Below are 14,935 nucleotides of genomic sequence, written 5' to 3' on the forward strand. Positions count from 1 at the left end.
CCCGCTACAGACCCTTCAGAGCCCGCTACGGACTCTTGAGCGCGAGGGCGAACCCCGAAGGGACCGGCGCCTCTTGAAGCTCCAACAGCCACACCTCGTTCACGCCCTCCCGCAGCACGGCACCGGGGACGTACAACTCCCGTTGCGGCCCGGCCGACCAGTACCGTCCCAGATTGAACCCGTTGATCCATACGAACCCCCTTGTCCAGCCCGGCAGTTCGAGCAGGGCGTCCCCGGCGCCGCGCACCTCGACGGTGCCCCGGTACAGCCCGGGGGAGCCGTCCGCGGGCAGCTCCCGCAGCGGCACCCCCTCGACGTCGTCCAGCGAGTCCAGCGCGTCCAACCGCAGCCCACGCGCGCGTACGTCGTGCAGATACTGCCGCTCGTGCAACAGCCCCCCGGTGATCCCCTTCGCCTCCCCGAGCCGAGGCCCGTAATTGACCCTCCCCAGGGACTCCACCCACACCTGCACACGCGCGTGCCCGGCGACGGGCTCCTTGAGCTGCTCGTCGCCCTCCACGAGGACCCCGGCCCGCTCTCCGTCGACGTACACCACCGCGAGGTCGCGCAGCCCGCGCGCGGTCAGCGGATACGGTGCGCGCGGTCCCGGAACGGTCACCTCGTAGCGGACGATCCCCCGGTCCACGTCCAGTTCCTCGAAGGTAGGCGGCACGGGTCCCTCGGTCTCCGGCCCGCCGCGTGCCTCCAGTACGTCGGTCAGGGGAGCCCAGCCGGTCAAGTCCACCTCGGCCGGACGGCCCAACGCCGCCGGGGCGGGCGGGAGTTCGGGCAGCGGGCCGTCCGCGTACGCGGCCAGCACCTCGCGGAAGCGCCAGAACTTGTCCGTGGGGCGCCCGTACTCGTCGATCGGCGCGTCATAGTCGTACGACGTCACGTCGGGCTCCAGCGGGCCCTCGTGCAGCGCGCCGCCGCCCCGGTTGGCGCCCGCCCAGCCGGCGAAGTTGGTGCCGCCGTGCGCCATGTAGAGGTTGACCGAAGCGCCGCACTCCAGGATCTCGCGCAGCGCGTCCGCCGCGTCCCCGGCATCGCGGACGACGTGCTCGCCGCCCCAGTGGTCGAACCAGCCGCACCAGAACTCCATGCACATCAACGGCCCTTCGGGCTGGTGCCGCCGCAGCGTCTCGAAGGCCACGCGCGCGTGGGACCCGAAGTTCACCGTCGCGAGGACACCGGGGACCGACCCGCCGCTCAGCATGAAGTCCTCGGGACCGTCCGAGGTGAACAGCGGAACCGTGACCCCCTGGTCCCGCAACAACTCCTCCACGCGGCGCAGATACACCGCGTCGGAGCCGTAACTCCCGTACTCGTTCTCGATCTGCACCATGATCACCGGGCCGCCGCGGTCGAGTTGGCGGGACACGACCTCGGGCAGCAACTGCCGGAACCAGCGCTCCAGGTGACCCAGGAAGCGTGCGTCACGCGTACGCGCGCGTGCCCCCAGTTCGCCGGTCAGCCAGTGCGGCAGCCCGCCGTTCTCCCACTCCGCGCAGATGTACGGCCCCGGGCGCACGATCGCCCACAGGCCCGCCTCCCGGGCCGCGTCCAGGAACCGGCCCAGCGCCTGGACGTCCCGGAAGTCGCCCGGCGCCGGCTCGTGCAGGTTCCACGGGACGTACGTCTCCACGCAGTTGAGGCCCATCGCCCGCAGCATCGCCAGCCGGTGCCCCCAGCTCGCCTCGTGCACCCGGAAGTAGTGCAGTGCCCCGGACAGCAGCCGCACCGGCCGCCCGTCCAGCAGAAAGTCCCTGTCGCCCACGGTGAACTCACTCATGCCGACGACTCTCTCCTCTTGGCGCCGATCACGTCCATGGACAAAGATCACCGCTACTTGGACCGAGCGGACCGAGCACCGTGTGAGGGGGCGCCGATGTACCACACCTGGATGCGTTTCTTCACGCCCACACCCGCCCACCACCGCCTCGGCCTCGCCTGCCTCGGCGTGGGCCTCCAGTACGGCGCCCTGCCCACCGTCGGCCCGCGCACCCTCGACCACCACGTCGCCGTCGTGATCAGCGCGGGCGGCGGCTGGTACCTGAGCCCCGACGGCCGCCGTGCGACCGTCACCGCGCCCGCGCTGCTGTGGCTCACCCCCGGAGTGCCGCACCACTACGCGCCCGACCCCGGCGGCGGCTGGGACGAGGGGTTCGTCGACTTCACCGGGCCCGCGACGACGACGTACACCGAACTCGGCTACATCGAGCCGGAACGGCCCGTGGTGCCCCTCTCGGACGCGGCCGGACCCCGTGCGGTCATCGGGCGCATGGCCCGAGCCGCACGCCGCGGCAACCCCCTCCTGGAGGTGGAGACCGGCGCCGCCGTCCACGAACTCCTGGTCGCCCTGCGCCGCGCCCGCGCCGACCTCGCCCCCGACGGCGACCCGGTCCTCCAGGCCCTCGCCCGGGACGCCTGCCTGCCGCTCACCGTCGCCGACCACGCGGCCCGGCACGGCATGAGCCCCGCCGCCCTGCGCACCGCCGTCCGCCAGGGCGCCGGATGCAGCCCCAAGGACTACCTCCTCGGCATCCGCCTGGGCCGCGCCAAGGAGCTGCTCGCCGCCACCGAACTCCCGGTCGCCGCCGTCGCCCGCCGCGTCGGCTACGACGACCCCGCCTATTTCAGCCGCCTGTTCACCCGCCGCGTCGGCATGCCCCCCGTCCGCTTCCGCGCCCAGCAGGGCCGCACCGTCCCCGGCGGCTGGAGCGACCAGGTGCCCGACCCGGCCGATCCACCGATCATCGAGTGGCCGCACGCCACATAGGCGCACACCACACAGGGGCCGATCATCGAGTGGTCGCACGCCACGTAGGGTGGTCGCCCATGACCACCAGCACCAACGGAACCGGTGACGTCGACCCCGCCGTGCGCGAGGAGCTCGCCCGGCTGCGCGACAGCATCGACAACATCGACGCGGCCGTCGTCCACATGCTCGCCGAACGCTTCAAGGCCACCCAGCAGGTCGGTGTCCTCAAGGCCACCCACCGGCTGCCGCCCGCCGACCCGGCCCGCGAGGCCCGCCAGATCGAACGCCTCCGCGCGCTGGCCGAAAGCGCCAAGCTGGACCCGGCGTTCGCCGAGAAGTTCCTGAATTTCATCATCGGCGAGGTGATCCGCCACCACGAGCGCATCGCGGAGGACGCCGTGAACGGCGGTTCACCCACGGCGAACTGACCTCGCACGTCCGGTAAGGGGCGTGACAGCGGGGCGAGTTCGGGGCCATGCTGCGCTGTGCGCTCCTTGCGCACTCCATGTCAGTCGACGGGCACACCCCGTCAACACCTGCGTCATAAGCTGGTTGTCCCACGCGGGAGGGACGTCGGGTCATGCCGTCGGATGCCGAGATCCTCATCGTCGACGACCATGAGGACACGCTGTACGCGCTGGAGAGCGCCCTGGCCCCGCTGGGCTACCGGCTCGCCCGCGCCACCAGCGGCGACGAGGCGCTCAAGCAGGTGCTCCGCGGCAGGGTCGGCCTCCTCGTGCTGGACGTGCGCATGCCCGGCGTCAGCGGCCTGGACGTCGTCCGCTACCTGCGCCGCCTGGAACAGACCCAGCACATTCCGGTCCTGCTCCTCACCGGCTTCGGCCCCGACCCCGAGACGACCGCCGCCGCCTTCACCCTCGGCGTCGCCGACCTCGTCATGAAACCCGTCGACCCCTGGACCCTGCGCACCAAGGTCCGCTACCTCTACGACACCCACCAGCGCCACCAGGCCCTCGAACGCGAGGTCCGCGAACTCCGCGCCCTCCTCAAGGACCCGCACGAACCCCGCCCCGCGCTGCCCCACCCGGACGCGCTCGTGCCCTACCGGCGCGACGCCCGGAACACCGCGCCCGCGCCCGCCGCCACGCCCGCGCCCGACCGGACATAAGCCGCGTACGGAACCACCCCTGTGCCATGTCAGTGCCATCAGGCAGCATGTCCTGCATGTCCGTACTGACGCGCGACGAAGCGCAGACCCGTGCCAGGCTCCTCGACGTCCACCGCTACACGATCGAACTCGATCTGACGACGGGCGAGGACACCTTCGACTCCCGCACCGTCATCGCGTTCACCGCTCGTGCCGACGCGGACACCTTCGTCGAACTCAAGCCCGCCGAGCTGCGCTCCGTCACCCTCGACGGCCGCCCCCTCGACCCCGAGCACCTCGTCGAGAACCGGCTCCCGCTGCCCGCCCTCACCGCGGGCGAGCACGAACTGCGCGTCGACGCGAGCATGCGCTACTCCCGCACCGGCGAGGGCATGCACCGCTTCACCGACCCCACCGACAGCGAGACCTACGTCTACACCCAGCTCTTCATGGAGGACGTCCAGCGCGTCTTCGCCGCCTTCGACCAGCCCGACCTCAAGTCCGTCTTCGACCTCTCCGTCAAGGCCCCCGAAGGCTGGACCGTCCTCGCCAACGGCATCACCGAGCACCTCGGCGAAGGCCGCTGGCAGGCCGCCCCCACCCCCCTCGTCTCCACCTACCTCGTCGCCGTCGCCGCCGGCCCCTGGCACTCGGTGCGCACCGAACACCGCGGCCTGCCCTTCGGCATCCACTGCCGCCGCTCGCTGGCCCCCCACCTCGACGCGGACGCCGACGAGATCCTCGACATCACCCGGCAGTGCTACGACCGCTACCACGAGAAGTTCGAGGAGCCCTACCCCTTCGACTCCTACGACCAGGCCTTCGTCCCCGAGTTCAACGCGGGCGCCATGGAGAACCCCGGCCTGGTCACCTTCCGCGACGAGTTCATCTACCGCTCCGCCGTCACCGACACCGAGCGGCAGACCCGCGGCATGGTCATCGCCCACGAGATGGCCCACATGTGGTTCGGCGACCTCGTCACCCTGCAGTGGTGGGACGACATCTGGCTGAACGAGTCCTTCGCCGAGTACATGGGCTACCAGACCCTCACCGAGGCCACCCGCTTCACCGACACCTGGACCGACTTCGGCGTCGTCCGCAAGGCCTGGGGCTACGACGCCGACCAGCGCCCCTCCACCCACCCCGTGGCCCCCGAGAACGTCGACGACACGGCCTCCGCCCTCCTCAACTTCGACGGCATCTCGTACGCCAAGGGCGCCTCCGCGCTACGGCAGTTGGTGGCCTGGCTCGGCGAGAAGGACTTCCTCGCCGGCATCAACACCCACTTCGCCCGCCACAAGTTCGGCAACGCCACCCTCGCCGACTTCATCGACTCCCTGGCGTCGGGCACCGAACGCGACGTCCACGCGTGGGCCGACGCATGGCTGAGCACGACGGGCGTGGACACCCTCACGCCCACCGTCACCCGGGCCGACGACGGCACGTACACCCTGACCGTCGACCGCGCGGGCAGCCGCCCGCACCACATCGCCGTCGGCCTGTACGACCAGGACCCCGGCGACACCGGCCGCCTCACCCTGCGCGAGCGCATCGACCTCGACGTGCCCCAGACCGAGCCCCAACCCCTCGGCAAACGCCCGGCGTTGCTCCTCCTCAACGACGGCGACCTCACCTACGCCAAGGTCCGCTTCGACCCCGACTCCTTCGAGACCGTCCGCACCAGCCTCTCCGGCCTCCCCGACCCCCTCACCCGCGCGGTCGTCTGGAACGCCCTGCGTGACAGCGTCCGCGACGGCCAACTCCCCGCCTCCGCCTACCTGGACGCCGCCCGCGCCCACCTCCCGCACGAGACGGACCTCGCCCTCGTCCAGGGCGTCCTCGCCTTCGCCTCCGCCCAGGTCACCGACCGCTACCTCACCCCCGAGGCCCGCCCGGTCGCCCTCGCGACCCTCACCGCCCTGTGCCGCGACCTCATCCGCCGCACCGAGGACGGCTCCAACCCCGGCCTGCGCCTCATCGCCGTACGCCACTTCATCGACGTCGCCGCCCACCCCGACACCATCGCCGCCTGGCTCACCGAAGGCACCGTCCCCGGCGGCCCCGAGCTGGACCCCGAGCTGCGCTGGCGCGTCCTGGCCCGCCTCGCCGTCCTCGGCGCCACCGACGAGCCCGCGATCGCCGCCGAGCTGGAGCGCGACCCGTCCGCCACCGGCCAGGAAGGCGCCGCCCGCTGCCGCGCCGCCCTCCCCGACCCCGAGGCCAAGCGCACGGCCTGGGAGGCGATGTTCACCACGGACGACCTCTCCAACTACCTCTTCACCGCCACCGCCCAGGGCTTCTGGCAGCCCGAACAGGCCGACCTGGTACGGGACTACGTGCCCCGCTTCTTCACGGACGCGGTGGCCCTCGCCACCCGCCGGGGTCCCGCCATCGCCGACGCCGCCGGCCGCTGGGCCTTCCCCGCCCACGCCGTCGACCCCGAAACCCTCCGCCTCGGCGAGGAATGCCTCCGCGACGCCGACCTCACCCCGTCCCTCCGCCGCAAACTGGTCGACCAACTCGACGACCTGGGGCGGGCGTCGCGGGTACGGGGGGTGCGATCCAGCCCGTCCGGCGTTTGAGGACGAGGCCCCTTCAGGGCCGAAGAGAGGTCTGGGGGCGCAACTCCCAGCAACGCCGGCACCCACACCACGCCGGGTGTTGAACAACACCCTTTCGGGTTCCGATCGTTGTTCTCCCCGGGCGCGTCGACTCATCGGGGTTCAAGCTGGAACCCCCGCCCCGCGCCCCGGAGGACAGCATGAGCAGCGCACCCCTCGCCTCAGGCCCCGAAGGACCCGACGCCCTGCGTCCGTTGCTCGACACCGTCCTCGACGCACTCGGCACCGGACGCAGGGCCCGCGGCGGCCCGTTCCCCGCGGGCGGCCCCGACGCGGTCGCCGCCCGCATGCGGGACGCCGTAGGGGACGTACTTCCCGACGACGGCGACCCCGACGCCCTGCGCACCCTCGTGCACGCGCTCGCGGAAGGCGCCGCCGACCCCGCCGACCCGCTGTGCGCGGCGCACCTGCACTGCCCGCCGCTCGCCGTCGCCACCGCGGCCGACCTCGCCGTCAGCGCGCTGAACCCCTCGCTGGACTCCTGGGACCAGGCCCCCGCCGCCTCCGCCCTCGAAGCCCTCGTCACCCGGACCCTCGCGCACGAGATCGGCCTCGCCGACGCCCTCGTCACCACCGGCGGCACCGAAGCCAACCAACTCGCCCTGCTGCTCGCCCGCGAGGCCAACGGCGGCAGCGTGCGGCTGGTCTGCGGAAGCAACGCCCACCACTCCCTGCCCCGCGCCGCCTGGCTCCTCGGCCTGCCCGACCCCGTCGTCGTCCCCACCCCCACCGGCACCCTCGACCCCGCCGCGCTCGACGAGGCCCTCACCGCAATGCCCGGCCCCCGCGGCTCCATCCTGGTCGCCGCCACCGCGGGCACCACCGACGCCGGCCTCATCGACCCGCTGCCCGAGATCGCCGGCCTGTGCGCGGCCCACGGCGCCCGCCTCCACATCGACGCCGCCTACGGCGGGGGCCTCACCTTCAGCGACCGCCACCGCGACAAACTCGCCGGCCTCGACCGCGCCCACACCGTCACCCTCGACCTGCACAAACTCGGCTGGCAGCCCGTCGCCGCCGGCCTCCTCGCCGTACGCCGGCCCCGCGACCTCGCCGCCCTCACCCAGCGCGCCGACTACCTCAACGCCGACGACGACACCGAAGCGGGCCTGCCCGACCTCCTCGGCCGCTCGATGCGCACCACCCGCAGGCCTGACGTCCTCAAGCTCGCCGTCACCCTGAAGACCCTCGGCCGCACCGGACTCGGCACCCTCGTCGACCAAGTCTGCGCCCGTGCACGGGAGTTCGCCGCCCTCATCCGCGACCACCCCGGCTTCGAGCTGTACCACCCGCCCGTCATCAGCACCGTCCTGTTCCGGCCCACCGACGCCACCGACGACGCCGTGGCCGCCGTACGCCGCCAACTCCTCACCGACGGACGGGCCGTCCTCGGCCGGGCCGCACTCGACGGCCGGCTCTGGCTCAAGGTCACCCTCCTCAACCCCCACACCCGGCCCGACGACCTGGCCGCCCTCCTGAAACTGGTGGAAGGAAACACCCCCCGATGAGCCACCCCCCGACGGGTCACCCCCAGACCCCCAACCCCCCACACCCCGAACCGGAAGCACCCCGCGACCTGGTCGGCATCGGCATCGGACCGTCCAACCTCTCGCTGGCCGCCCTCGCCCACCCCCTCACCGAACTCGACACCGTCTTCTACGAACAGCGCCCCGGCTTCGACTGGCACCCCGGCCTGCTCATCGACGGCGCCACCGTCCAAGTCCCCTTCCTGGCCGACCTGGTGACCCTCGCCGACCCCGCCAGCCCCTGGTCCTTCCTCAACTACCTCAAGGACCGCGACCGGCTCTTCCCCTTCTACTTCGCCGAGCGCTTCCACATCCAGCGCGCCGAGTACGACGCCTACTGCCGCTGGGTCGCCGAGAGCCTCCCCGGACTCCACTTCGGCCACCAGGTCGACGCCGTCCGCTTCAACCCCGAACGCGACGTGTTCGAGGTCGACTTCACCCAGCTCGACAGCGACGGGGAAGCCGAAGCCCTCGGCCGGACGTACACCAAGAACATCGTCCTCGGCGTCGGCACCGCCCCCTACGTCCCCGACCCGCTCAAGCCCCTCGTCGAAGCCCCGGGCGTTCCCGTCATCCACGCCGCCGACTACCTCGCCCACCGCGAAACGTTTCTCGCCGCCGACCACATCACCGTCATCGGCTCAGGACAGACCGGCGCCGAGGTCTTCCTCGACCTGCTCCGCCACCGCCCCGCGGGACACGAGAAGCTCCACTGGATCGGCCGCAGCGAGGCCTTCGCCCCCATGGAGTACTCCAAGCTCGGCCTGGAGCACTTCACTCCGGACTACACCCGCTACTTCCACGCCCTCGCCGAAGGAGTCCGCGACCGCCTCGTCACCTCGCAGTGGCAACTCCACAAGGGCATCGACGCCGGCACCATCGCCGCCATCCACGACGAGCTCTACCGCCGTACCCTGCACGGCGGTTGGCCCGACGCCGTCCTCACCCCCGGCGTCCGCGTCCGCACCGCGGGACGCATCGCGACCACCAAGGTCGAGCTCCACCTGGAACACCTCCAGCAGAACACCCGCTCCCGCCTCACCACCGACGCCGTCGTCCTCGCCACCGGCTACCGCGAACGCCCCCTCGACCGCATCCTCGCCGGACTCGACCCCTACCTGCGCCGCGACAGCGCCGAACGCCCGCGCGTCGACGACCAGTTCAGGCTCGTGCTCGATCCGTCCGTCACCGGCTCCGGCTGCCAGGTCTACGTCCAGAACGCCGAACGCCACACCCACGGCGTCGGCGCCCCCGACCTCGGCCTCGCCGCCTGGCGCAGCGCCACCATCCTCAACTCCCTGACGGGCAAGGAGCCTTACTCCCTCCCCGGCCGAACGGCCTTCACCACGTTCGGTCTCGACCCCCAGGTCCAGATCCCCACGGCCCGCCAGGCCGCCCGCATCCTCACCCCCCTCGTTGAAGGACGCTGAGAAGGGGCCCGGCGGCAACCAGAACCGCCGGACCCCCACCCGGGAAAACACGAGCCCCTAGAACACCGGCGTCCCGTTCCGCGTCAACTTCCAGTCCACCGAGGCGAAGTCGGCCGGATTCAGCACACCCTTCGCGGTCACCCACTCCGCGATCCGCGTCCGGATCTCCGTCGACTCCGACCACACCTCGGTCGCCGACGCCACGTGCGGGAACGCACCGCCGCCGTTCGCCCGGTAGTTGTTCACCGCCAGCACGAACTGTTGCGTGTCGTCGAGCGCCGCACCGTTGTAGGTGAGGTTCTTGATCCGTGAGCCCGCAGCCTGCGCGACGTCGATCTCGTACGAGAACCCGGACACGTAGTCGTAGTTGTAGTCCGGGCGGCCGTTCGCGTTCGTCAGCTTCTCCGTGTCGACGACCGCGTCGGCGGCCGTCTGTACGAAGTACTCCGCCGAGTACTCCAGGTACGCCCGCACCTGAGCACCCGTCAGCAACTTCGCGACCAGCGTGTTGTCGTACACGTACAGACCCGACAGATCCCGGATCGTCACCTCGCCCGCCGGGATCTCCGAGGTCCGCGAGAAGGGCGACGCCTGCGCGATCACCGGCAGCGACGCGTAGGCCGTCCCCGCCAACGCGGCCTTCACCACGTCCTCTTGGACCTTGGTGATCAGGTCGATGATCGGCGCGTCCTTGTACCGCGCGTCGACCGTCGTCAGCGTCGCCGTCGCCGTACCGACCACCTGGTTGACGTACTCCACGACCAGCGCGTGCTCGTCCTTCAGCAGCCGCGTGATCTTCGGGTCGTCCGCGACCGTCTTCGCGTCCCGCAGCGACGCCGCGACCGACTCGACGGTCCAACGCCCCTTCTCGAAGACCAACTCGACGTCGAACACGCTCAACCGCTCGGCGTAGCACAGCGGTTCGGACAGCACGACGGTCCTGCCCGTCGCCGTGTTCGTGACCTTCAACTCCGGTATCTCCACGTGCGCGTGGCCCACGAGGATCGCGTCGATCCCCGGCACCTGCTGCGCGACGAGCGCCGCCGAGTTCTCCACGTACGGCAGTTGATCACCGTACGACGACGTCCCCGACGACCCGGAGTGAGCCGACACGACGACGACATCCGCCCCCATCGACCGCAGCTTCGGCACCCACTTCGCCGCCTGCTCCTCCAGCCCCGGGAACACCAACTTCCCCTGCACATAGGCCTTGTCCCAGATCGCGATACCGGGATTGGTCAGCCCGAGCACCGCGACCCTGACCGGCGGAGCGCCCGGCACCTGGAACTTCTTGATGAAGTACGGCGGGAACGCCGGCTTCAGCGTCTTCGCGTCCAGCGCGTTCGCGCCGAGCAGCGGGAAACGGCACTGGTCCTCGAACTTCCGCAGTGTCTCGATGCCGTAGTTGAACTCGTGGTTGCCCAGCGCCGCCGCGTCGTACCCGATCGCGTTCATCGCCTGCGCCATCGGGTGCACCGGCCCGCCCTTGGCGGTGATCGGGTCCACCTTCGCGAAGTAGTACGTCAGCGGGGTGCCCTGGATCGTGTCGCCCGCGTCCAGCAGCAGGGTGTTGCGCCGCCCCTTCTCCTGGCGGATCTGGTTCACCAGGGTCGAGACCCGCGCCAGACCCATCGCGTTGCCCTTGGCGTCCGCGTACTCCGCGTCCTTGAAGTAGTCCCAGTTGAAGACATGCCCGTGCAGATCCGTCGTGCCCATGACGGTCAGCGAATACCGCTTCGCGTGCCGACCCGGCTTCTTCCTCTCCGCGGCCTGCGCCGCCGGAGCCGCCGCCGCACCGGCCAGCGCGACCCCCGCGCCCGTCACGGCGGACTTCTTCAGGAACTTCCGGCGGTTCAAGGGCATGTCTCGATCTCCTCGGGAAACGGTCAACAACGCGCGTAGATTCTGACCTGTTTCTTACCTGGCGCAACAGTCCCCGCAGGTTTCGATCTGGTGACCACCACACGCTGTGACCCACCGGTGAATGACACAGTGGGACGCATGACCACGCCCACAGACGAACCCCAACCCCCCGTCCCCTACGGCACCCCCGACGCCCCCCGCATCGCCGTCCGCGGCGAGGCCCGCCTCGAAGTCGACCCCGAGATCGCCCGCATCGGCATCACCGTCGCCGCGCGCGGGACCGACCGCCGCACCGCCCTCGACGACCTCACCCGCCGCAACGCCACCGTCCTCGACCTGGTCAAGAGCTACGGCGAAGCGGTCGAACGCCTGGAGACCGGCGGCTTCTCCATCACCCCCGAACTCACCAAACACGGCCGCGGTGAACGCGTCCACCGCTACCACGGCAGGGTCAACATCACCGCCGAACTCGTCGACTTCACCGCCCTCGGCGAACTCACCACCCGCCTCGCCGACCTCGACCTCACCCGCGTCGACGGCCCCTGGTGGGCCCTGCGCCCCGACTCGCCCGTCCACCGCCAGGCCCGCCAGCAAGCCGTCCGCGAAGCCGTCCAACGCGCCCGCGAATACGCCGAAGCGCTGGGGACGACGCTGGCCGCACTGGTGGAGCTGGCCGACATCGGCGCCGAGAACGCCCAGACCTACGGCGCTCCCCAGGGCCGTATGCGCTCCATGTCCTTCGCCGGCGGTGGAGGCGAGGACACGGCCGCCGCACCCCTCGACCTCGAACCCCAACGGCAGCACGTCTACGCCCAGGTCAACGCGCGCTTCACGATGGCACCCCCGCGCCTGTGAGCCCATCCTTTAATTCGACTATGCGAACGCTCATTGGAGCAGCCCGCCGCACATTCAAGCCTTGTCAATAACCCTTCACCCAAAGGTTGTTGAGTAGTCATGCGCGGCCAATTCCCTACCCGCCGGTAAGGCCTAGGCTCAAACCATGCGCCGAGTAAAAATCGTCTGTACATTGGGCCCCGCCACCGACTCGTACGACCAGATCAAAGCCCTGGTCGAGGCTGGAATGGACGTAGCCCGCTTCAACCTCAGTCACGGCAGCCACGCCGAACACGAGGAGCGCTACCAACGCGTGCGAAAGGCCTCCGAGGAAACCGGCCGCAGTGTCGGAATGCTCGCCGACCTTCAAGGCCCGAAGATCCGACTCGGCCGCTTCACCGAAGGACCCGTACTCCTTGAACGCGGGGACACCTTCACCATCACCGTCGAGGAAGGCGCCGAAGGCGACCGCCAGTCCTGCGGGACGACCTACGCCGGCCTCGCCACCGACGTGACGCCCGGCGAACGCGTCCTCGTCGACGACGGCAAGGTCTGCCTCGAAGTCACCTCCGTCGACGGCCCCCGCGTCCACACCAAGGTCGTCGAAGGCGGCATGGTCTCCGACCACAAGGGCCTGAACCTCCCCGGAGTCGCCGTGTCCGTCCCGGCCCTCTCCGACAAGGACGAGGCCGACCTCCGCTGGGCCCTGCGCACGGGCTTCGACGTGATCGCGTTGTCCTTCGTCCGCAGCGGCAAGGACATCGACGACGTCCACCGCATCATGGACGAGGAGGGCCACCGCCTCCCCGTCATCGCCAAGGTCGAGAAACCCCAGGCGGTCGAGGCCATCGACGACATCGTCGCCGCCTTCGACGGCATCATGGTCGCCCGTGGCGACCTCGGCGTCGAGATGCCCCTCGAACAGGTCCCGATCGTCCAGAAGCGCGCCGTCAAACTGGCCAAGCGCAACGCCAAGCCGGTCATCGTCGCCACCCAGATGCTCGACTCGATGATCGAGAACTCCCGCCCCACGCGCGCGGAGGCGAGCGATGTGGCGAACGCCGTGATCGACGGCACGGACGCGGTGATGCTGTCCGGCGAGACCAGCGTCGGCAAGTACTCCATCGCCACCGTCACCACCATGGCCCGCATCATCGAGGCCGCCGAGGAGGACATCCTCGCCAAGGGCCTGCCCCCGCTGACCGAACGCAACAAGCCCCGCACCCAGGGCGGAGCCGTCGCCCGAGCCGCCGCCGAGATGGGCGACTTCCTCGGCGCGAAGTTCCTCGTCGCCTTCACCCAGTCCGGCGACACGGTCCGCCGCCTGTCCCGCTACCGTTCGCCGATCCCGGTCATGGCCTTCACCCCGGACCCGGCCACCCGCGCCCAACTCACCCTCACCTGGGGCGTGGAGACCATCCTCGGCCCGCACGTCGACTCCACCGACGCGATGGTCGACCAGGTCGACGAACTCCTCCTCAAGCACGGCCGCTGCCAGAAGGGCGACATCGTCGTCATCACGGCGGGATCGCCTCCCGGAGTGGCCGGCTCGACGAACCTCGTCCGCGTCCACCACGTGGGCGAGGACGACAGCCCGAAGTAGCGCGAGAGCGGCGCGGTGAGCCATGTGGCGTCCCTGGGCACCTGAATCGCCCTCAATGCTTTCCCGGCCGCCGAGAAGAGCGGCGGCGAACAGGAGAACGCCCTCGCGGACGAATGCGCGGGGTCAGTGTTCGGGCGCCGGCTTGCGTGTGTCGATGGCGTACGTGTGGACACCCCGCGAGAGTGATCGTCGCGACACGCAGCGAAGAGCGGGGGCTCACGCGAACGTGAACCCCCGCCTCAAATGTTCGCCTTCGATGTGAAGGAAAAGTGCCCCGAGTCGGATTCGAACCGACGCTGGATGGGTTTTGAATCCATGGCCTCTACCGCTGGGCTACCGGGGCCCCTTTGAAACGAAGGTCAGCAGTCTCCCGCTGTGCCCCTACCTTATCGCAGCTGGGTAGGCTCTTGTCAGCACTACCCCCGTGCCCTGAACGAGGAGCCCCCGTGACCGCCCCCGAGTCGCCCCAGCCCGTAGACGCGCCCGACGACGACAAGTCGCACGTGCCTCCGCTGACGACCCGTGTCGTCATCGCCGAGGACGAGGCCCTGATCCGGCTCGATCTCAAAGAGATGCTGGAGGAGGAGGGGTACACCGTCGTAGGTGAGGCCGGTGATGGTGAGCAGGCCGTCGAGCTGGCCCGTGAGCACAAGCCCGACCTGGTGATCCTCGACGTGAAGATGCCCAAGCTGGACGGTATCTCCGCCGCCGAGAAGATCGCCGAAGAGGGCATCGCGCCCGTGCTGATGCTCACCGCTTTCTCGCAGCGCGACCTCGTCGAGCGGGCGAGGGACGCGGGTGCGATGGCGTACCTCGTGAAGCCCTTCAGCAAGAGTGACGTAGTGCCCGCGATCGAGATGGCCGTCTCGCGCTTCACGGAGTTGAAGCAGCTGGAGCAGGAGGTCGCCGACCTCACGCTGCGTCTGGAGACCCGCAAGCTGGTCGACCGTGCGAAGTCGATCCTGCAGACCGAGTACGGGCTGTCCGAGCCGGCCGCGTTCCGGTGGATCCAGAAGACGTCGATGGACCGCCGCATGTCCATGCAGCAGGTCGCCGAGGCGGTCATCCAGGACGCCGACGAGAAGAAGTCCTCGAAGGGCTGACGCCCACCCGCGGCAGTACGCACGACGAGGCCCGCGCCCCGAAACAGGGGGCGCGGGCCTCGTCGTGGAAAAGCGACCGGAAGCGA

General features: G+C 70.4%; 11 protein-coding genes and 1 tRNA gene. 9 read left to right on the forward strand and 3 right to left on the reverse strand.

Annotation, left to right across the window (positions count from 1 at the left end; all coding sequences use genetic code 11):
• Positions 1 to 25: 25 nt before the first annotated feature.
• The gene (locus OG226_RS35940; RefSeq protein WP_329351172.1) at positions 26 to 1,792 is read right to left on the reverse strand and encodes a glycoside hydrolase family 35 protein; all 1,767 of its coding nucleotides are present in this window, start codon (positions 1,790 to 1,792) and stop codon (positions 26 to 28) included.
• Positions 1,793 to 1,888: 96 nt separating this feature from the next.
• Between OG226_RS35940 and OG226_RS35945 the strand changes: the two genes are divergently transcribed.
• The 6 genes from OG226_RS35945 to OG226_RS35970 all read left to right on the forward strand — a co-directional run bounded on the left by OG226_RS35945 (position 1,889) and on the right by OG226_RS35970 (position 9,446).
• Entirely contained in the window at positions 1,889 to 2,779 is an 891-nt protein-coding gene (locus tag OG226_RS35945) for a helix-turn-helix domain-containing protein (RefSeq protein WP_329351173.1), read from the forward strand.
• A 59-nt stretch (positions 2,780 to 2,838) separates the two neighbouring features.
• Entirely contained in the window at positions 2,839 to 3,189 is a 351-nt protein-coding gene (locus OG226_RS35950; protein WP_033286773.1) for a chorismate mutase, read from the forward strand.
• Positions 3,190 to 3,341: 152 nt separating this feature from the next.
• A complete protein-coding gene (locus OG226_RS35955) occupies positions 3,342 to 3,890 on the forward strand; it encodes a response regulator (protein ID WP_328683960.1) in 549 nt (182 codons plus the stop codon).
• A gap of 56 nt (positions 3,891 to 3,946) precedes the next feature.
• Positions 3,947 to 6,451, forward strand: a complete 2,505-nt coding sequence (gene pepN / locus OG226_RS35960) for an aminopeptidase N (RefSeq protein ID WP_329351174.1) — start codon at positions 3,947 to 3,949, stop codon at positions 6,449 to 6,451.
• A 179-nt stretch (positions 6,452 to 6,630) separates the two neighbouring features.
• A complete protein-coding gene (locus OG226_RS35965) occupies positions 6,631 to 7,998 on the forward strand; it encodes a pyridoxal phosphate-dependent decarboxylase family protein (RefSeq protein WP_329351175.1) in 1,368 nt (455 codons plus the stop codon).
• Positions 7,995 to 9,446: a lysine N(6)-hydroxylase/L-ornithine N(5)-oxygenase family protein gene (locus tag OG226_RS35970; protein WP_329351176.1), complete on the forward strand. Its 1,452-nt coding sequence runs from the start codon at positions 7,995 to 7,997 to the stop codon at positions 9,444 to 9,446. The genes OG226_RS35965 and OG226_RS35970 overlap by 4 nt, the downstream gene beginning before the upstream one ends.
• A gap of 57 nt (positions 9,447 to 9,503) precedes the next feature.
• On the opposite strand, the gene OG226_RS35975 is transcribed toward OG226_RS35970, so the two are convergent.
• Positions 9,504 to 11,309: a bifunctional metallophosphatase/5'-nucleotidase gene (locus OG226_RS35975; RefSeq protein WP_329351177.1), complete on the reverse strand. Its 1,806-nt coding sequence runs from the start codon at positions 11,307 to 11,309 to the stop codon at positions 9,504 to 9,506.
• A gap of 138 nt (positions 11,310 to 11,447) precedes the next feature.
• Between OG226_RS35975 and OG226_RS35980 the strand changes: the two genes are divergently transcribed.
• Both OG226_RS35980 and pyk read left to right on the forward strand, forming a co-directional pair.
• On the forward strand, positions 11,448 to 12,164 hold the full coding sequence (locus tag OG226_RS35980; RefSeq protein WP_328683965.1) for an SIMPL domain-containing protein: 717 nt from the start codon (positions 11,448 to 11,450) through the stop codon (positions 12,162 to 12,164).
• A gap of 145 nt (positions 12,165 to 12,309) precedes the next feature.
• On the forward strand, positions 12,310 to 13,746 hold the full coding sequence (pyk, locus tag OG226_RS35985) for a pyruvate kinase (protein WP_328683966.1): 1,437 nt from the start codon (positions 12,310 to 12,312) through the stop codon (positions 13,744 to 13,746).
• A 270-nt stretch (positions 13,747 to 14,016) separates the two neighbouring features.
• Here the strand turns inward: pyk and OG226_RS35990 are convergent.
• A tRNA-Leu gene (locus OG226_RS35990) sits at positions 14,017 to 14,089 on the reverse strand.
• Positions 14,090 to 14,192: 103 nt separating this feature from the next.
• Here OG226_RS35990 and OG226_RS35995 point away from each other — a divergent pair.
• On the forward strand, positions 14,193 to 14,849 hold the full coding sequence (locus tag OG226_RS35995; RefSeq protein ID WP_019062225.1) for an ANTAR domain-containing response regulator: 657 nt from the start codon (positions 14,193 to 14,195) through the stop codon (positions 14,847 to 14,849).
• Positions 14,850 to 14,935 lie beyond the last annotated feature (86 nt).

Source organism: Streptomyces sp. NBC_01261 (assembly GCF_036226385.1).
In the GTDB taxonomy this organism is placed as follows: domain Bacteria; phylum Actinomycetota; class Actinomycetes; order Streptomycetales; family Streptomycetaceae; genus Streptomyces.